The sequence below is a fragment of the Mycobacterium neglectum genome (genome assembly GCF_002591975.1).
Taxonomy (GTDB): Bacteria; Actinomycetota; Actinomycetes; order Mycobacteriales; family Mycobacteriaceae; genus Mycobacterium; species Mycobacterium neglectum.
In genome coordinates, this window is the sequence record NZ_NVQE01000008.1 from 58,779 (window position 1) to 76,939 (window position 18,161).

An 18,161-nucleotide genomic window follows, 5' to 3' on the forward strand; every position below is an offset into this window, starting at 1 on the left:
GAAAGGTCGGATCAGATGACGCGGGTGGCCGTGGTGACCGGCGGCGCGTCCGGCATGGGCGAAGCAACCTGTCACGAACTCGGTAAGCGCGGCCACGCCGTAGCTGTGCTGGACCTCAATGGCGCAGCGGCGCAACGGGTCAGCGAGGAGTTGCGCGCCGAGGGAGTCACAGCCTTTGCGGCGGCCGTCGACGTCAGCGATCGTTCGGCCGTCGAGGAGGCCTTCGCGAAGGTACGGACCGAGTTGGGGCCGGTGCACATCTTGGTGACCAGCGCCGGCGTGGTGGATTTCGCGCCGTTCACAGACATCACCGTCGGTGCTTGGCAGCGGCTGATCGACGTGAATCTCACCGGCACATTCCACTGCTGTCAGGTCGCGGTGCCAGACATGCTGAAGGCCGGCTGGGGCCGCATCGTGATGATCTCGTCGTCCAGCGCCCAGCGCGGATCGCCGGGTATGGCGCACTACGCCGCGTCGAAAGGCGCGCTGCTCTCCTTGACGCGATCGCTTGCGCGGGAGTACGGCCTGTCCGGGATCACGGTCAACAACATCCCGCCATCTGCCATCGAGACGCCGATGCAGCATGCCGGACAGGTGGCCGGACACCTACCGTCGAATGAGCAGATGGCCGCGAGTGTTCCCGTCGGCCATCTAGGCACCGGCGACGATATCGCCGCGGCAGTCGGCTTCCTGTGCTCCGATGAGGCTGGATTCATCACCGGCCAGACGCTCGGTGTCAACGGTGGGTCGGTGATGTGATGGTGGCGCGCACGTGGACGAGGGCCGAACTACGACAGGGAGTTTCGAATGCCTAAGTGGCCCAAACCGGCAGAGGGCAGTTGGACCGAGCACTACCCGGACCTTGGCACCGGGCCGGTCTCGTTCCGCGACTCGATCTCGCCGGAGTTTTACGAACTCGAACGCGAGGCGGTCTTCAAACGTGCGTGGCTCAACGTCGCCCGCGTCGAGGAACTGCCGCGGGTCGGTAGTTACCTCACCAAGGAGATCGAAGCCGCCAGGACGTCGGTGATCGTCGTCAGAGGCAAGGATCAGCAGATCCGCGCCTTCTACAACATCTGCCGTCACCGCGGAAACAAGCTGGTGTGGAACGACTATCCGAACGAGGAGGTCAAGGGCACCTGCCGTCAGTTCACCTGCAAGTACCACGGGTGGCGCTACGACCTCAAGGGTGATCTGACGTTCGTGCAGCAGGCGGGTGAGTTCTTCGGGCTGGACAGTGCCCAGTACGGGCTGAAGCCGGTGCACTGCGACGTGTGGAACGGGTTCATCTTCATCAACTTCGATCCCGAGCCGCGTCAGACCCTGCGGGAGTTCCTCGGGCCGACGATCACCGCACTCGACGACTATCCGTTCGAATTGATGACCGAGCGTTATGAATTCACCGCGCAGAACAACAGCAACTGGAAGATCTTCGCCGACGCCTTCCAGGAGTACTACCACGTGCCGTCGCTGCATTCGCAGCAGGTTCCGTCGGCGGTGCGCCAGCCCAACGCCACTTTCGAGTGCGGACATTTCCAGATCGACGGGCCGCACCGGTTGGTCTCGACGGCAGGCACCCGGCGGTGGCTGCTCGACCCGGAATTCATGTATCCGGTTGAAAGGGCTACCCGCAGTGGACTTGTAGGCCCATGGCGTACGCCGGAGACCCATCAGTCGGCCGGCCTCAACCCGGGTGGAATCGAACCGTGGGGCATCACCAACTTCCAGATCTTCCCGAACCTCGAGATCCTGATCTACCACGGCTGGTATCTGCTGTACCGCTACTGGCCGACCTCGCACAACACCCATAAGTTCGAGGCCTACAACGCATTTCACCCCGCGCGCACCGTTCGCGAACGCATCGAACACGAGGTCGCTTCCGTGGTGCTCAAGGAGTTCGCGTTGCAGGATGCCGGCATGCTCGGCGGCACCCAGGCCGCGCTGGAGTTCGACGTCGTCGACGAGTACCCGCTGTCGGATCAGGAGATCCTGGTTCGGCATCTGCACAAAGTTGCCGTGGACTGGGTCGATGAGTACAAGGCCGAGCGCAGGCCGGTGGAGGTGTGAGTATGGTCCAGTCCCGACTGCCGAGCGCGTTCGCAGAGTTCGAGCAGTTTGCCGAGAAGTGGTGCCTGGCAACCGAGCCCGAGCGGTGGGCCACCAGGCTGACGACGCCCATGCCAGAGATTCGGGAGTTCTACGACGCGTTCACGCCCCGCTTCGAAGAGGCGATCGACTATTGCGACAAGTTCCCGCTCGACGATGTCCCGGAGGATGCGCTGAACCTGCTCCACCTTGTCTATTCGATGATCATGGTGTCGATGGCCGTCGAGGTCTTCGGCACCCAGAAACCCGCCGACTCCGCCGACGCGATCATGCACCGCGTCAGCGCGCCGGTGCCGTGACGACAGGACAGTCATGAGTGTGCTCACCATCAACAAGCTCACCGCGTCGGTAGGCGCCGAAGTCACCGGTGTCGATTCCGACCGTCTCGCGAGCGATGACCTGCTGGGTAGGGCCGTCCTCGACGCGCTCGAGGACAACGGAGTGCTGGTGTTCCCCGGCCTCGGCCTGACACCCGAGGCGCAAGTGGCGTTCTGCCGCAGACTGGGCGAGATCGACCACTCCGCTGACGGACATCATCCGGTCGCGGGCATCTATCCCGTCACGCTGGACAAGTCCAAGAACGCCTCGGCGGCCTACCTGCGCGCGACTTTCGACTGGCATATCGACGGCTGCACCCCGACCAACGACGAGTGTCCGCAGAAGGCGACGGTGCTATCCGCCAAGCAGGTGGCCGAACGTGGCGGCGAGACGGAGTTCGCGAATTCCTACTCGGCCTACGAGGCATTCAGCGACCAGGAGAAGGCGCGGCTGGCGTCGCTGCGGGTGGTGCATTCGCTGGAGGCATCGCAGCGCAGGATCAACCCCGACCCCTCGCGGGAACTGGTGGCGCGCTGGCGGGCCCGCCCCACCCATGAACATCCGTTGGTGTGGACGCACCGCAGTGGACGCAGGTCGCTGGTGCTCGGCGCCTCGGCGGATTACGTCGTTGGGATGGACCTCGACGAGGGGCGCGCCCTGCTGGCCGACCTGCTCGACCGGGCAACTGCGCCCCACCTCGTCTACAGCCATCGCTGGTCCGTCGGTGACACCGTCATCTGGGACAACAATGGTGTCTTGCACAGGGCCGCGCCCTACGACCCCGATTCACCTCGGGAGATGCTGCGAACCACGGTGCTGGGTGACGAGCCGATCCAATAGCGGGTGCTGATCCGCTGTGCGGGTGCACAGCCCCCTCGTTGACGCCGACGTGTCCGCTGTGGAAATCTAATACCCACATATGAGAATCACGTTCTCGTGACCAGAGATCAGTGAACGGAGTTGCGCATGACGGAGGACCTCACCTCGGTCGATTTCTTTCGGGACAGTCGACTGACGGATGACCCGTTCCCGTTCTACGAGGCACTTCGCAACAAGTGCCCGGTCAGCCGCGAGGACCACTACGGCGTGACGATGGTGACCGGCTGGCAGGAGGCGGTCGACGTCTACAACGACGCCGAGACGTTCTCGTCGTGCCTCTCGGTGACCGGCCCGTTCCCGGGTTTTCCGGTTCCGCTCGACGGCGACGACGTCACCGACCTGATCGTGAAGCACCGCGACGAGATTCCGTTCAGCGATCAACTGCCGACGCTGGACCCACCGACACACACGAATCACCGCGCGCTGTTGATGCGGCTGATCACTCCCAAGCGCCTCAAAGAGAACGAGGACGCGATGTGGGGTCTCGCCGACGAGATCCTCGACGAGTTCCTGGCTCCGGGTGAGGGCGAGTTCATCAAGGGCTTCGCCGGCCCCTTCACGCTGCGCGTCATCGCCGACCTGCTGGGCGTGCCCGAAGCGGATCGCGACGATCTCCTCGAGCGGCTCGCACGCGGCACCCACGGCAGCGCGGTGGGAAATGCCGAAAAGACGATGAACAAGACCCCGCTTGAGCACCTCTACGAAGTCTTCGCAACGTACGTTGAGGAGCGGCGGGCGGAACCCCGCGACGACGTGTTGACCGGACTGGCGACGGCGACCTTTCCGGACGGCACAATGCCCGAGGTCGCCGACGTCGTACGGGTGGCCACCAACGTGTTCTCGGCCGGTCAGGAAACGACCGTACGGTTGCTCAGCACCGCGCTCAAGGTGATGGGGGATCAGCCCGACATCCAGCGGAGGTTGCGTGAGGACCGCAGTCTGCTGGGCAACTTCATCGAGGAGTGCCTGCGCATCGAGAGTCCGGTGAAGGGTGACTTCCGGCTGTCACGGGTGCCGACCACCGTCGGAGAGGAAGCCATCGGCGCCGGCTGCACGCTGATGGTGATCAACGGTGCGGCCAACCGTGATCCGCGCCGTTTCGAGGATCCGGACACGTTCGACCCCGACCGCAAGAACGCCCGCCAGCACCTGGCGTTCGGGCGAGGTATCCACAGTTGCCCCGGCGCTCCGCTGGCGCGCGCCGAAACCCGCGTCGGGCTCGAGCGTCTGCTCGACCGCACCACCGACATCCGCATCAGCGAAAAACACCATGGCCCGGCGAGCAATCGCAACTATCAATACATCCCGACCTACATCCTGCGCGGGCTGACCCAACTGCACATCGAGTTCGATGTCCGATGAAGGTCACCGTTGACGAAGACCGGTGTGCCGGCCACGGCATGTGCTTGACGCTGTGCCCCGAGGTATTCGAGATGTCCGACGACGGTTGGGCGGTCGCAACTCCGGGTGAGCTACCCGCAGACCTCGAGAGCGCGGCCAAGGACGCCATCGCCAACTGTCCAGAACAAGCCATTGTCGAAATCGACGGATAACCAAGGAGATCGAATGCCCAAGGGCTACATCCTCATCACTGAGGACATCAAGGACCCGGCAGGTATGGCCGAGTACGGCAAGTTGGCGTCCAAGGCGATGGCCGGCGCCACGCTGCTGTCATTCGACGCGAATCCCGAGGCGCTCGAAGGGGAGTGGCACGGCACCCAGACGGTGCTGCTGGAGTTCGAGTCCGTCGAGGCGGCCCGTGAGTGGTACAACTCCGACGCCTATCAGGAGGCCGCCAAGCTGCGTCAGGCGGCGGCCGACTGCAACGGCGTCATCCTGCACGGCCTCTGAGAGCTTTTTGCCGAGCAGACGCAAACACCGGCAATTCCCTCGCGAGTCTCAGCGGAATGTAATCGCGTCGTCGGTGTTGATCGTGCCTTGAGCGATCACCTCGAGGTACGTTCCAGCGCAGGGCAGGACTCCGAACCCAAAGGCGTCGACACGATTGTCCGCGGCCGGTGAGCGCAGGGCGTGAGGTGCTCTGGGGAGTCCGCCGTGCTCAAGTGTCGGGATTACGCAGCGAGGCGTGGGACCCAACACACGGAGAGTGGTACCCCCTACCGTGAGAAGCCGCCCCGTCCATCGGTTCTCGTCGTAGGCGCGATAACGCGGCGGAGTGGCAATGACCAAGTTGGGCCGGTAGCGCTCTGCCTCCGCGCCGATCCGCTCCAACGTCGCGGTTGTGATCGCATGCAGCGGTGCGAGATCGGTAAAGGATCCGCCCGGCGTCGCTTGTGCCAACTCGAGTAGCGGCGCGTCGACCTCGACGTCGACGCCACGATCGAGGACCTGTTCGGGGTCCGCGCGCTCAATCATGGCCCGCGCCGGCCGACGGTCGGTGAGGTGAACCCGTCGGCCCAGTAGTCCGGACAGCAGTTCGTCGACATCGTCTTTGTCGGCGGACGTAGTGACCCCGTTCGGCATCTCTATGGTTACACCTTCGGTGTCCAGGGTCGCGCTGCACAGCAACAGTTTGCGCCAGAGCCGAGCCTGCTTGGCGCTGGCCACCCGCCCCGAGGCCGCGTCTATCAGCGCAAAACGGCGGTCACCCTGGGCCCCGTTGGCATCGACGAACAGCGCGCCGAGCGACTCGCCGAGCATCGACTTCACCGGATAGCGATGCAGGCTTCGCACTCGCAGTTGTTCCCGTACAGAACTCATGGTGAAAACCTAATCGACGCTCGGCGAGTTGTCGTGTCCGGCGATCTATGGAATCGAATTGATCGAACGCCGCTGTGGCAGAGGGCTACTCGCTAGCACGACGACTGCTGCGCAGCTGGACGGCCTTCATCGAGTCGGCGAGGGTCCAGAAGGACAACCCGAGGAGGGGGATGTCCTTCAGCAGGAACTCGCCGGTCAACGAAAGCGCGGGAAATCCGCCACCGGCCGGCTCGCTCACGCCGGGCGTTGTGAGCAGGAAGCTGATGGTGCAGACGAAGAGCAGGATTGCCAGCAGGCTGCCAAGGATCGACAACTTCGGGGCGAACGGTTTGATCGCGAGCAGAATGGCGGCGCCGACTTCGAAGACGCCAAGGAGCGCCGAGAACGTGTACTCCGTCAAGAAACTGTACAGCCAGCCCATGAACGGGCTGTTCCCGACCAAGGGCGCGATCTGGTGGGCTTCGAAGTCTGCGAATTTGAGTGCTCCGATCCAACCGATGACCACGACGAGTCCGTACCGTCCCAGCACTGCGGCGATTCTTTCCACGGTCGACACCCTCGCTAGCGCATCAACCTTCAGACCATCCAAACCAGCGACCATGCTGTCCTCCTCCTAAAATGGGTTAGGCAGCCCACTATAGAGGTTCAAGCAAGCGGTAGGTGAATGTCGCAGTGCTCGGATCCGCTGGTGTCATGAACTCCTCACGCTTTCAGGGAATGTGTCAGAGGTCCCGCGGCCAATAGCGAAGCCAGGTTGAAATGGGATGTGTGACCCATATATCACTATTGGCCATCGGCCGGTACGGAGTATCGGGGTCGGCCGATCTGTTTTCCGGTTGATAGCTGCCGAGAGCCGGTGTGTCGTCGAGGCTCCGCGTCCTGACATTCCGTCTCCGAGCACGACCGGTGGCGACGACGCCGTGAAGGTAGCGCCGCTGGAAGCATTCGACCGCCCGACCACGTTGCTGGAGTATCTTCATAAGCGAGATGACCACCGCGGATGCTTCCGATACGCCAAGCTTCACAGCGAAGGGGTTCGCGACCCGAGAGCGAATTCTGCGATCGGCGGCCGAGGTCCTGCTCTCGGAGGGTGTTTCGGGGTTCAACCTGGAGAAGGTGCGGCAAGCGGCCTCGGTCAGCGGCTCGCAACTGGATCATTACTTTGTCGACCGAAACGACTTGATCCGCGCGGTCGTGAAGCGCCAGATCGAGATGGTGCTGGACTTTCACCGACAGCCAAAGGTGGGTGGTCTGGACACCTTTGAGGACTGGGAGCGATGGGCCGATCTGAACATGCGCTATCTGCGCAAGATCGGCTATCGCGGTACCGCCACCTATCACGCACTGGCCGGACAGCTGGCAAAATCAGATGAGACGATCCGGCAGACGTTCGCCGCCGGTTATCGGCGCTGGGTCGATCTCCTCGAAGATTCGTTCTCCCGGATGAAGAGTCGTGGTCTTCTGGTGCGCTCGGCTCAGCCCCGCCAGCTCGCACTGGTGGTGGTCGCGCTACATCAGGGCGCGGGCATCCTCTCTTTCACCTACCGGCAAGAGTGGCCGTTGGCTGACGTCACCCGGTTCGTGGTCAACTACCTGCGTCTTTTCGCCAAGGATCCGGCGGATCGCACTGTTCGCCAGGTTCGTCGCGTACGGCGAACCAAGGCTGTCTCCGCCAAGGCGCAGACCCCGAAATTCACGCCCAAGGGCATGGCCACCAGGGCCCGCATCGTCGACGGCGCCGCCGAGTTGATCTTCGAGCGCGGAATCAACGGGACGAGCCTCGACGACGTGCGCCGTGCCGTCGGCGTCAGCGGATCGCAGCTGTCACATTATTTTGCCAACAAGCGAGACCTCACTCGTCACGTGATATCGGCCCGGACCGACTTCGTCATCGCGTTCCACTTGCAGCCCGCGTTGGGTCAGCTGGACAGTCTGCGATCTCTACGGGCATGGGCCGACTTGAATTGGACGCAGGCCGGCGAGAACTATCTGCGAAGTGGCTGTGTATACGGGTCGCTGACCGGCGAACTGCTCGAAGCCGACGATGTCGTGCTCGACGATCTGGCCGCCGGGTACGACCGCTGGCTTGCCCTGTTCCAGGACGGTTTGTCCGCGATGCGACAGCGAGGTGAACTGGCGCGCGACGCCGATCCGCGCCATCTTGCTACAGCGTTGGTCGCCGCGCACCAGGGCGGCACGTTGTTGACGCATATCACCGGTGGTGCCGATCCTTTCCGTGCCGCGGTTGATGCCGCAGTCGAATACGTCGGCTATTTCACGCCGGCGACAGCGCCCCGCCGCTGAAAAGGCTTTGAAGCCTTAGGTCTGTGACACTGTCGCAGATTCGCAGGCGTGTGCGTCTGGACATTATGGGCGATATGACCCAAAATATTGGGGGGAATATCCCAGTTTTGGATGCGGCGCGGTCACCGTCCGGCTGGCCTCTGAGGCGTGGGCTATCGAAAGAACGAAATCTATTGATGAATTGAGGAAGTCAGCCAATGACTACGCCGCAAGCACTCGAAGCCAACGCGCAGTCCGATCAGGTTCAGCTCTACGACGTAGTCGTTGTTGGCGCTGGTCCGGTCGGTATCAATGCTGCTGACCGAGCACACGCCGAAGGACTATCGGCCGCGGTCGTGGAGCGTGAGCTTGTCGGTGGCGAATGCAATTTCTGGGGGTGTGTTCCGAGCAAATCGCTGCTTCGCCCGGTACTCGCCGTTGCCGATGCCCGTCGCGTCGACGGTGCACGCGAAGCCGTGGTCGGTGCCATCGCCGCCAAGGCGGTGTTCGGCAGACGCGACCGCTACGTCACCAATTGGGACGACGCGCCCGTCGCTGAAGTCGTTGCCTCGATGGGCGTCGATCTCTTCCGCGGACACGCGCGCCTCGACGGACCTCGCCGGGTGGTGATCGCGACCGCTGACCAACGAATGACGGTGCTGGAAGCGCGGCATGCGGTGATCATCTGTACCGGAAGTACGGCAGCACTGCCCGACATCCCCGGCATCGCCGAAGCCAACCCCTGGACGAACCGGCGAGCCACTGACAGTAGCGACGTGCCGCGGCGACTCGCCGTGGTGGGCGCCGGCGGTGTGGGCGTCGAAATGGCCACGGCGTGGCAAGGCCTTGGTTCTTCGGTCACGTTGTTGGCGCGTGACTCGAGCCTGCTGCCGCGAATGGAATCCTTTGTCGGCGAGTATGTCCGGCGGGGACTCGAGGACGCCGGCGTCGCGGTCCGGACGAACATCGCCGTCAACGAACTCAGCCGACCCGGCGGAGCAGGCCCGGTAGCCGTGAGTCTCGACACCGGCGAGAAACTCGAGGTGGATGAGATCCTTTTCGCGATCGGGCGGACACCGAACACCGCGAACATCGGACTCGAGACAGTTGGGCTTGCGCCAGGGTCATGGATTGACGTCGACGACACCTGTCTGGCCCGCGGCGTGGACGGCGAATGGCTCTACGCACTCGGGGATGCCAACCACAAGGTGCTGTTGACGCACCAAGGTAAATACCAGGCGCGCATCGCAGGCGCAGCCATCGGTGCCAGGGCACACCAACGTCCCTTGGACACCGATCCGTGGGGTGTTCACGTAGCGACTGCGGACGAGTTGGCCGTTCCGCAGGCGTTTTTCACCGATCCTGAAGCCGGGGCGGTGGGGCTGACGAGTGACCAGGCGCGGCAACGCGGTCACCGCGTGCGCACGGTGGACGTGGACATGGGCGCGTCGGTGCCCGGCGCATCTTTCTACGCGGACGGCTACGCCGGGCAGGCGCGGATGGTCGTCGACGAGGACGACGGTACCGTGCTTGGCGTGAGCTTCGTGGGGCCCGGCGTGGTCGAGATGCTGCACTCGGCGACCATCGCTGTCGCCGGGCGGGTACCGATCGCGCGGCTTTGGCATGCGGTGCCCTGTTTTCCGACGGTCAGCGAGGTCTGGTTGCGGCTGCTCGAGGCCTACCGCGACGGTCATTGATCGAACCCGCGCTGGTGGGCTCAACTCGCGCAGGTTAGTGGGGCACCAGCGGGCCGGTCGGCTTCGTCGTGGTGGCGTGGACGAGTAACTCCGCCAACTCCTTCGGCCTGCTCAGGAACGGCGAGTGCGACGTGTCGATCGTCAACTGCTCCACTCCGAGTCGACGCGTGACGGTGTCGGCCAGCCACTGCGGCATCGACTGATCCTGAAGGCAGCGGATGAAACTGCGGGGAAGATCGGCGGCCCAGAACGCCTGCACCGATACCGGCGTCACCGTGGTGTCACCGAACCGTTCGGGTCCAAGACGGTCGAACGCCCAGCGGGCAGTCGCTTCGTCGCAGTCGTGGTAGAAGTACTTCCACGCACCGTCGAAGTCCGCGAACCACATCGCGCCGTCGTCGTCGAACGTCAAGTAGCCCAGCATCTCTCCGACGTCAGCATCGAACTCGCCGGTCAGAATATCGCTGGAGTCGCGCATCGCCATCGCCTCGGGGTAGGTACGGCCCTCCCGCGGCAACGCCGCAGCCAGGTAGACGATGTGGCTGATCAGATCCGGCGCGGCGTCGGCGGCCAGGGTGGCGTCGAATCCGCCGCCCGAGTGCCCGACGAGCACGTCACCCGAGGTCATCTCCGAGACGATCGCGTCGCGGCGATTCGCCAGCGTCGACTCCTCGTCGATGCGGGCGCCATGGCCGGGCAGATCGACGGCGACACCCTCATGGCCAAGTGCTTCCAGTTCCGTGATGGTCTGATCCCAGCACCAAGCGGCGTGAAAACCGCCGTGTACGAAGACAAATCGCATCTAGGTGGGCGTCACTCGTCTTTGATGAAGATCGCCTGCCGAGGGCACTGCCGCACGGATTCCTTGACCTGTTGCTCGTTCTCCGGCGTCACTTCTTCCTGCAACACGTGCAGATAATCCTCGTCGTCCAGATCGAACACCTCGGGGATGATGCCCATGCATACCCCATTGCTCTCACAGAGGCCGAAGTCGACCTCGATTTTCTGCGTCATACCTCACCTCAGAACTTTGACTGGGACATGGTGGTATCCGGCGACGTTCTGCATGTTGACCCGCTGCAGACCATTGAAGTCGACTTCGTAACGTGGCATGAAGTCGAGCAGGTGCTCGAGCGCGATCACACTTTCCAGGCGAGCCAACGCCGCGCCGAGGCAGCTGTGGATTCCGTAGCCCAGGCCCATGTGCGGTGATTGGGTGCGGTCGCGGGTGATGTCGAATTCTTCGGCGCGCTCGTAAGCCCGGGGGTCGCGGTTGGCGGCGGCCTTCATGATGAACACCGGCTTGTGCGCGGGCACCGTGCCGCTGGGGAGGTGCGCTTCCTTCAACGTGTAGCGCACGTTGTACTGCACCGGGCCGACGTAGCGCAGGAGTTCCTCGACGGCGTCGTGAACCTTGCTGCGGTCATCGAGAAGCAGCTGCCACTGCTCGGGGTGCTTGGCGAACTCGACCACCGCGCTGCCGATCAGCTTGGTGACCGTCTCGGCTCCCGCTCCGCCGAGCAATGCGCAGAAGCCGGTGATCTCGATGTCGTCGAGTTGGCGCATCTCGCCGTTCTCTCCGGGGATCTCTGCGGCGATCAGCCGGCTGATCATGTCGTCCTGCGGATTCTGGCGCCGCTCCTGGACGAGGCTGTAGTAGTACATGCCCGAGTCGATGTTGGCCTGCATGTTCTTCTCGGACAGCTCGATCTGGCCGGGCTCGCGTTCGAGGCTGATGTCGATCCAATGCCGCACCTGCTGGCGGAAGTCCTCCGGCACTCCCGCCATGCGAGTGATCACCTCCACGGGGAACGGACCGGAGAAGTCCTGCACCACGTCGAAATTGTCGGGGTCGCACTGCGAAAGGTAGTGCTCGACGACCTCGATGACGGTCTCGCGTTGCGACTGGATCGCCCGCGGCGTGAACGCCTTGTTCAACAGGCTGCGCATATGCCGATGGTCCGGCGGATCCATGAAAATGATGGACTTCTGCGGCCGCTCGTCGGAGCGGACCATGCCGAGGTCGCAGCCGCGCGATGACGAGAACGCGTCGGTGTCCTTGAGCGCGGCGGCTACGTCCTCGTGACGGGTGAGCGCGTAGAAGTCCTCATCCTCGTCGTAGTAGATCGGCGCCTCGTCGCGCATCCGCTTGTAGATCTCATACGGATTGTCGAAGTACTCCTGCGCTACCGGGCTGAACACCAATTTGGGCTTGGTCATGGTCTCTCTTTCGCCGCGAGGCTAACGACTGATTCCGTTACGCATGGCTGTATTTGTGTAACGTATAGTATGCCTCACCGGAGGCATTCGAGACAGCGGAATCGCATCTGTTTCATGGCTGAATTCCGGCGTTGATGACGTCATCGAGCAGGCCGAGGGACTCGCCCAGTTCGGCCGCGATCTTGCGAACCACGTCGACGTCCTTGCCGATGAACTCGCCTGTCCGTTCCACGAAAGCGTCCACCGAACCACTGGCGGCGATAAAGCCTGCGACGCGGCTCGTTCCGCTGCCGTGCGTGATCGCCTCCAGCAACTTGTCCTCGTCCACGCCGAGGCTTTCCCCCAGCGCGACGGCCCGCCGCAGCAGTCCGATCTGGGCGGCGAACAAGGTGTTGTTCGTCAACTTCACGGCCTGGCCCGCGCCAAGGGGGCCGACATGCAGGATCGGGTCGCCGTAGGCGGAAAGCACCGGACGTACCCGGGCGACGGCATCGTCGGGACCGCCGACGAAGAGAGTGAGGCTAACTGCGGCGATGTCGTGCGGACCGCCGCTGACGGGGGCGTCGATGACGTCGATGCCGGGCGAGTGCGCGGCGATCGTCTGCACCGTGCTCGGACTCCCGGTCGTGTGAACGACGAGTGTGGCGCCGGGAGACATCGCCGCGAGCACGCCGGGAGAACACACCCGGGTCACCTGCTCGTCGGTGAAGACGCAGACGATGAGGACGTCCGCGTCCCGAGCGATGTCGTGAAGTCCCGCGACCGCCTGCGCGCCCAGCGCTTCCACCGCTCGGCGCTTTTCGCTCGTCCGCCCCAGGGCGCGGACGTCGTGGCCGGATTCGACGAGACGCGACACCATCGGGCCGCCCATACGGCCCGCCCCGACGAATCCGACGCGTGTCACCGCGGGTGTTCCATCGCTTCCAGCGCGGTGTCTGCTGCGGTGAAAACCGAGCCTTCCGGGGCCGATGCGGTGGCCGCGATGGTCGACGCGTGACGCACATCCTTCTGCAACAGCGCACCGGCGATCGGCGCGAGGCCCTCCACCGTGCCGCCGAAAATCGCGATGCTGCCCAACGCCTTGCTGGTGGCCGAACCTCCGTTGAGCACCTCGGCCAGGCGCATCCGGGGGATGCCGAGAGACTCACCCAGATCGAGGGTGCTCAGGGCGCTGCCGAGGTTGGCGGTGAAGAGCAGGTTGTTCAGGATCTTGGTCACCTGTCCGCTGCCCAGTGGGCCCAGGTGAACGATCGGGTCGGCGTAGGTCGCGAACACGGGGCGGCAGCGCTCGGCGACATCCTCCTCGCCGCCGACCATGACAAGCAGCTTGCCCTCATCCACGGCGGGAGCGCCACCGCTCACCGGCGCGTCGATCACCGAAACCCCCTGCGCGGCAGCCTTCTCGGCGATCTCTCTACACGTATCGGGGTGCACGGTGCTGTGAATCGCGACGATGCCGCCGGATGCCAGACCGGCCAGTACGCCCGTCTCGCCGTAGAGCACCTCGCGCACGTCGTCGTCGCCGACCACGCACAGGCACACCAGATCGCTCGCGGCGGCCAACTCGGCGGGCGAACCCGCGGTCTTCGCCGCGGTATCGGCATACGGTTCGAGGCTGGTGGCCCGGCGCGCCCACAGCGTGGTCTCGAATCCGCCTTCGACGATCCGACGTGCCATGGGGCCGCCCTGACTGCCCAACCCGATGAATCCGACGCGCATCAACCCGCCTCCATAGTTTCCGATGTGTTCTGTTGCGCGACAACACATTCCTCGACGAACGACAGTATGGAGCCGTGGTACGCCGCGGCGTTGAGCGATAGGGACATATTGTGCCCGGTATCCGGTTGCTCATTGGTCACGAATCGCGGCGACGAGGTGAACATGGCGGCGATCTGCGCCATGGCCTCCGCGTCTGATCGCCACACCCGCTCGTGTTCGGCGGCGCTGAACTGCACCGGCACCCGGATGTGCGGTGCGAGCGCGGGGAAGTCCCGCCGCGGCCAGGTCCTCGTCATGCCCACCTCGTAAAGGGCGCCGGTCGACGAGTTGGTCATGCCGGACAACACGTCGGGCGGATACAGTTCCGCAGGCTGCCAAAGCACCTCGCGCAGCCCGGTCGGGCGGCCGGTTGCGGTCGCGGCTTTCATGATCTCCGCCATTGCCGCGTCGTACTGCACTCCGGTGCCCGCCAACTCGAGACCGATGACCTCGGCTTGCTCGGCTCGCTCATCGGTGGCCATTCGCACCGCAAGCTCGCACCCAGCCGAGTGGCCGACGAGAAATAGGCCGGCTCCGCGGGCGTTTGCGCCGAGGATCTTGTCGATGGCGCCGTAGGCAAGCGCGACGCGTTGTTCCGGCCTTTCCATGGCGTCGGGGTAGGGCGCAGAACTCCCGTACCCGGGCCGGTCCAGCGCCACCATGGTGTAGCCGTTGTCGGCGCCCATCCGCAGCAGCGACAACGAAGGGTGTCCGGGGCAGTCGAAATACGCTGCGGTACTGGACCCTCCGTGGAAGGCGACGACGACGGCCTTCGGCTCGTCAACGGCCGCAATCAGGCCGGACATCGGCACGCCGTCGACGAAGACGACGCGTGGTCGCGGAGCCGCCCCGGCGGCGACATCAGGCTGCGGAGCCGCCCCGGCGGCGACATCAGGCCTGGGGTCGCTCACCCTTCTGTCCGCATCAGGATCGCGCCGCTGGGTGTGAGGCCACCGCTGCTGACCACCGCGACGCGGGCGCCTTTCACCTGCCGTTCGCCGGCGTCGCCGCGCAACTGCGTGACCGCTTCATGAATGAGGCCCATGCCGTGGGTGCGGCCATGGGAGAGCTGGCCGCCGTGCGTGTTCAGCGGGATCACACCGTCGCGGGCGATGGCCTTGCCGCCGTCGAGAAAGTCCTTCGCCTCGCCGATACCGCAGAACCCGAGCGCTTCGAGCCAGGATAGGCAGTTGAACGAGAAACCGTCGTAGAGCTCGGCGACATCGACATCATTGGGCCGCAGTGACGTTCGTGTCCACAGGTGCGCGGCCTGGCCCAGCACCTGAGGTTCGTGAGTCATCGTGGTCTGGTCCCAGTCGGTGCGTTCGACGATCTGGGTACCGACCGCCTCGAACAGCACCGGCTTGCGCGGCATATCCCTGGCGGCGTCGACCGCCGACACGATCACCGCGACGGCGCCGTCGCACGGGACGTCGCAGTCGTAGAGCCCGAACGGTGTCGTGATCGGTCGGGCGTTCAGATAATCATCCATGCTCATCGGATCGCGGTAGATCGCCGTGGGATTCAGCGCGGCGTTGGCGCGCTGATTCAGCGCGATCCAGCCGAGCGTCTCCCGCGTCGTTCCGTAACGCTGAAAGTGTCTCTGCGCGTTGAGTGCAAGCACATGCGCCGCCGACGTGGCGCCGAAGGGCATCTGCCAGCTGGATGTGCGCGGTCCACCGGGAGGGCTGGCCTTTCCTTCTTTCATCAGCTGCTGGAACGTCGCCTCCCATAGCGTGCGGAAGCAAAGCACGTGGCGGGCCATGCCGGTGGCGATGGCCATCATGGCGGCGATGACAGATCCGCCGGGACCGAAAGTGTCCATGCCACCGTTGATCCAAGTCGGCCGGATGCCGAGCGCGCCCTCGAGCGCCGTCACGCCGCCTTCGCCCATGCCTGCGATGTCCAGTCCCGGGTACGTCGACAGACCGTCGATGTCGTCCAACGTCAAACCGGCGTCGGCGATCGCGGCTTCGCAGGCGTCGATGGTCAGCGACAATGGCGGCACCATCAGGCGGCGGCCGAGCCGGGACGCGCCGATACCGGTGATTGCCGAGTGCTCCTCGAACTTCGTCGTGGTCAACGGTGCGCTGACGAAGCGGCCGAAGTCGGTTGGCGCGATCTCGTCTTCGGGCAGCGGACCGGTCTGCTTGTCGATGGTCGGCCGGAACAGCGGTAGCCAGACATCTTCGATCTTGTCGAAGGTGACCTCGACCACCTGCCCCAACTCGAGCTCTTCGGGGTCGCACTCGACGATGTTGGTGGTCAGGCGAACTCGCGGATCTTCGACGACGGCGACCTGTGCCACCACATACGGCGGCGGCAGGTCGGGGAAGCCGAATCTGTGGTTGACGGTGAAGGCCGACAGCGTGGCGCGACCGGAGACGTCGCGCACACCCATGTTGCGGCTGCGGCAGTACCGGCATACCGGCTGCGGTGGGTGGATCAACGCTTCGCAGTCCTGGCACTCCTGGATGCGCAGGACGCCGTCACCGCCTGCGGTCCAGAAGAACTCGTTCTGGGCGCTGAGTTCGGGTAGTGGTCTGGTCAACGAATGAACTCCGAAATCGCCTCGTTGCCAATGGTTTGCGGGTCCGGCTCCGGTGATTCGTGAACGTCGGCGTGGGTAGCGCCGTCAACTGACGGCCGATGCTCACCCAGGTAGATGATCGCGTGCACCGGACAGTCGAGCAGCGCCCGCATCACCGCGTCTCGATCCTTCTCGGGCACGGTGCCGTCGCCGATCAGCGACGCGTAACCCCAGTCGTCGAGCGAGAAGTACTCCGGTGCGTGCTTGGCGCAGATGCCGAAACCGTCGCACATAGTCCGATCGAGACGAATCCTCAAGCCGTCACTCATTGCCCGACCGCCTCCACTTCGTAAGGGCGCACCGCGTTGAACGCGCCGGCTCGGCAGGACGGGCATTCGTTGGCGAGGTGGCTGCTGATCAGCTGCGGGAACTGACGCAGCAGGCTCGCGGCGACGTTTGTTGCGCCGTCGAGGGTGCCGCAGGCGCCGCGGCCACGCAGCACCACCGACCAGCGTTCCAGGCGTGTCACATCCTCTTGGGTGGCGGCACCGTCACGCAGCGCGGAGACGACGGCGGCCATGGCTGCCGTGCCGTTGAAACATGAGCCGCACTGGCCGGCGTTCTCACGGTCGAAGTAGGACATCACCGACGCCGCGACAGCGACCGGGCAGTCGTCGGTGAGGATCGAAATCGCGCCGCAGCCGAGGCCGCTGCCGAGTCGACGGATCGTCTCGTGGTCGAGAGTCGCATCGAGGATGTCGGTGTTGACCAGACCGGCGAAGTAGCCGCCCATCAAGACTCCGCGCACCGAGTCCAACGTGACCCCGTGCAACGTCAGCAGGTCGGAAAACGCGGCGCCGTGGGGAATCTCGTAAAGAGCCGAGGGTTTGCCGCCGCCCGTGACGGTCGCCAGGAACGTTCCCGGCGACATCGGCGTGCCGACCGCGCGGTAACTCTGCGAGCCGTGCCGGTGGATATGGGGCAGATTCGCGAGCGTCTCGACATTGCTGACCGTCGTCGGCAGCGCCGACACCCCCTCCTCGAACGGCCGGGGTGGTTTGTCGGTCGGCTTGGCGGGTCCGCCGTTGATACGGCGCACCGCCGCGGTTTCCTCACCCGCGACGTAGCCGGGTTCGACGGCCAGCACGGCGACGTCCATTGCTCCGAACACCTGCGAGTCCAGTTCAGAAAGTGCACTGTTCACGGCGAGGGCCGACTGTTGATCGGAGACATAGACATACGCGCGACTCGCGTTGACGATCGCGGCGGCCAGGCGCAGGCCGTCCAGCACCAGGTGCGGCCGGTTACGTAGCAGCCAGCGGTCTTTGATCGAGGCTGGTTCACCCTCTTCGCCGTTCGCGACGATGACCGTCTGCACGCCGCGGCGGCCTGCGTCGCGCACGGTGCGCAGCTTGGTTCCCAGCGGGAAGGCCGCACCACCGCGTCCGAGGAGACCGGAGAGGTCGATCTGCTCGAGCAGCGCGTCGGGGTCATCCAGTGGCCTATAGCCACCGGTCTGTGCATAGCCGGCAAGCTCCTCGGCTTTCACCTGAGCGGGCCGAAGCAGTCGCGGCTGGCACTCGGGCCACGCGGCGATGGTGAGCTCGGTTGCGGTGGAGGTCATCGGGAATCCCCACTGGATAGGCTGA

At 64.6% G+C, this 18,161-nt stretch carries 20 protein-coding genes; 9 read left to right on the forward strand and 11 right to left on the reverse strand.

Translation table 11 applies throughout. The annotated features are described in order from the left end of the window. Positions 1-15: 15 nt before the first annotated feature. The 7 genes from CSQ99_RS09000 (at position 16) to CSQ99_RS09030 (ending at position 5,154) form a co-directional block, all read left to right on the forward strand. Positions 16-759, forward strand: coding sequence for an SDR family NAD(P)-dependent oxidoreductase (locus tag CSQ99_RS09000; RefSeq protein ID WP_099038725.1), 744 nt, complete (start codon positions 16-18; stop codon positions 757-759). Between the two features lie 48 nt (positions 760-807). After that, the gene (locus CSQ99_RS09005) at positions 808-2,067 is read left to right on the forward strand and encodes an aromatic ring-hydroxylating oxygenase subunit alpha (RefSeq protein ID WP_099038726.1); all 1,260 of its coding nucleotides are present in this window, start codon (positions 808-810) and stop codon (positions 2,065-2,067) included. Between the two features lie 2 nt (positions 2,068-2,069). After that, entirely contained in the window at positions 2,070-2,405 is a 336-nt protein-coding gene (locus tag CSQ99_RS09010) for a hypothetical protein (protein ID WP_099038816.1), read from the forward strand. A gap of 13 nt (positions 2,406-2,418) precedes the next feature. Beyond that, positions 2,419-3,264 (forward strand): TauD/TfdA dioxygenase family protein, encoded by an 846-nt coding sequence (locus CSQ99_RS09015; RefSeq protein ID WP_099038727.1) that lies wholly within the window; start codon positions 2,419-2,421, stop codon positions 3,262-3,264. Between the two features lie 126 nt (positions 3,265-3,390). After that, positions 3,391-4,665 (forward strand): cytochrome P450, encoded by a 1,275-nt coding sequence (locus CSQ99_RS09020; protein WP_099038728.1) that lies wholly within the window; start codon positions 3,391-3,393, stop codon positions 4,663-4,665. Beyond that, the gene (locus CSQ99_RS09025) at positions 4,662-4,856 is read left to right on the forward strand and encodes a ferredoxin (protein ID WP_099038729.1); all 195 of its coding nucleotides are present in this window, start codon (positions 4,662-4,664) and stop codon (positions 4,854-4,856) included. Before CSQ99_RS09020 ends, CSQ99_RS09025 begins: the two co-directional genes overlap by 4 nt. Before the next feature lie 13 nt (positions 4,857-4,869). Then, positions 4,870-5,154 (forward strand): DUF1330 domain-containing protein, encoded by a 285-nt coding sequence (locus tag CSQ99_RS09030; protein ID WP_099038730.1) that lies wholly within the window; start codon positions 4,870-4,872, stop codon positions 5,152-5,154. 48 nt (positions 5,155-5,202) lie between these two features. Here CSQ99_RS09030 and CSQ99_RS09035 read toward each other — a convergent pair whose 3' ends face one another. Together CSQ99_RS09035 and CSQ99_RS09040 are read right to left on the reverse strand one after the other, a co-directional pair. Continuing rightward, positions 5,203-6,024, reverse strand: coding sequence for an MOSC domain-containing protein (locus CSQ99_RS09035; RefSeq protein WP_099038731.1), 822 nt, complete (start codon positions 6,022-6,024; stop codon positions 5,203-5,205). An 85-nt stretch (positions 6,025-6,109) separates the two neighbouring features. After that, a complete protein-coding gene (locus tag CSQ99_RS09040) occupies positions 6,110-6,625 on the reverse strand; it encodes a YkgB family protein (protein ID WP_099038732.1) in 516 nt (171 codons plus the stop codon). A gap of 386 nt (positions 6,626-7,011) precedes the next feature. Here CSQ99_RS09040 and CSQ99_RS09045 point away from each other — a divergent pair, with 386 nt between their 5' ends. Beyond that, positions 7,012-8,328 carry a TetR/AcrR family transcriptional regulator gene (locus tag CSQ99_RS09045; protein WP_099038733.1) on the forward strand — a complete coding sequence of 439 codons (1,317 nt, stop codon included), beginning with the start codon at positions 7,012-7,014 and terminating at the stop codon, positions 8,326-8,328. Positions 8,329-8,525: 197 nt separating this feature from the next. After that, entirely contained in the window at positions 8,526-10,004 is a 1,479-nt protein-coding gene (locus tag CSQ99_RS09050; RefSeq protein WP_099038734.1) for a dihydrolipoyl dehydrogenase family protein, read from the forward strand. 34 nt (positions 10,005-10,038) lie between these two features. Here the strand turns inward: CSQ99_RS09050 and CSQ99_RS09055 are convergent, their stop codons facing one another. The 9 genes from CSQ99_RS09055 to CSQ99_RS09095 all read right to left on the reverse strand — a co-directional run bounded on the left by CSQ99_RS09055 (position 10,039) and on the right by CSQ99_RS09095 (position 18,136). Continuing rightward, positions 10,039-10,806, reverse strand: a complete 768-nt coding sequence (locus CSQ99_RS09055) for an alpha/beta fold hydrolase (RefSeq protein WP_099038735.1) — start codon at positions 10,804-10,806, stop codon at positions 10,039-10,041. A gap of 11 nt (positions 10,807-10,817) precedes the next feature. Continuing rightward, positions 10,818-11,018 carry a ferredoxin gene (locus CSQ99_RS09060; RefSeq protein ID WP_099038736.1) on the reverse strand — a complete coding sequence of 67 codons (201 nt, stop codon included), beginning with the start codon at positions 11,016-11,018 and terminating at the stop codon, positions 10,818-10,820. Positions 11,019-11,021: 3 nt separating this feature from the next. Continuing rightward, on the reverse strand, positions 11,022-12,224 hold the full coding sequence (locus CSQ99_RS09065) for a cytochrome P450 (protein WP_099038737.1): 1,203 nt from the start codon (positions 12,222-12,224) through the stop codon (positions 11,022-11,024). A gap of 112 nt (positions 12,225-12,336) precedes the next feature. Then, complete coding sequence (locus CSQ99_RS09070; RefSeq protein WP_099038738.1) at positions 12,337-13,128, reverse strand: NAD(P)-dependent oxidoreductase; 792 nt, start codon at positions 13,126-13,128, stop codon at positions 12,337-12,339. Next, positions 13,125-13,943 (reverse strand): NAD(P)-dependent oxidoreductase, encoded by an 819-nt coding sequence (locus CSQ99_RS09075; protein WP_099038739.1) that lies wholly within the window; start codon positions 13,941-13,943, stop codon positions 13,125-13,127. Before CSQ99_RS09075 ends, CSQ99_RS09070 begins: the two co-directional genes overlap by 4 nt. Further along, complete coding sequence (locus CSQ99_RS09080; RefSeq protein WP_099038817.1) at positions 13,943-14,788, reverse strand: alpha/beta hydrolase; 846 nt, start codon at positions 14,786-14,788, stop codon at positions 13,943-13,945. The genes CSQ99_RS09075 and CSQ99_RS09080 overlap by 1 nt, the downstream gene beginning before the upstream one ends. Positions 14,789-14,889: 101 nt before the next feature. Beyond that, positions 14,890-16,533: a thiolase C-terminal domain-containing protein gene (locus CSQ99_RS09085; protein ID WP_099038740.1), complete on the reverse strand. Its 1,644-nt coding sequence runs from the start codon at positions 16,531-16,533 to the stop codon at positions 14,890-14,892. Next, entirely contained in the window at positions 16,530-16,841 is a 312-nt protein-coding gene (locus tag CSQ99_RS09090; RefSeq protein WP_099038741.1) for a ferredoxin, read from the reverse strand. The genes CSQ99_RS09085 and CSQ99_RS09090 overlap by 4 nt, the downstream gene beginning before the upstream one ends. Further along, positions 16,838-18,136 carry an NADH-ubiquinone oxidoreductase-F iron-sulfur binding region domain-containing protein gene (locus tag CSQ99_RS09095; protein ID WP_099038742.1) on the reverse strand — a complete coding sequence of 433 codons (1,299 nt, stop codon included), beginning with the start codon at positions 18,134-18,136 and terminating at the stop codon, positions 16,838-16,840. The genes CSQ99_RS09090 and CSQ99_RS09095 overlap by 4 nt, the downstream gene beginning before the upstream one ends. Positions 18,137-18,161 lie beyond the last annotated feature (25 nt).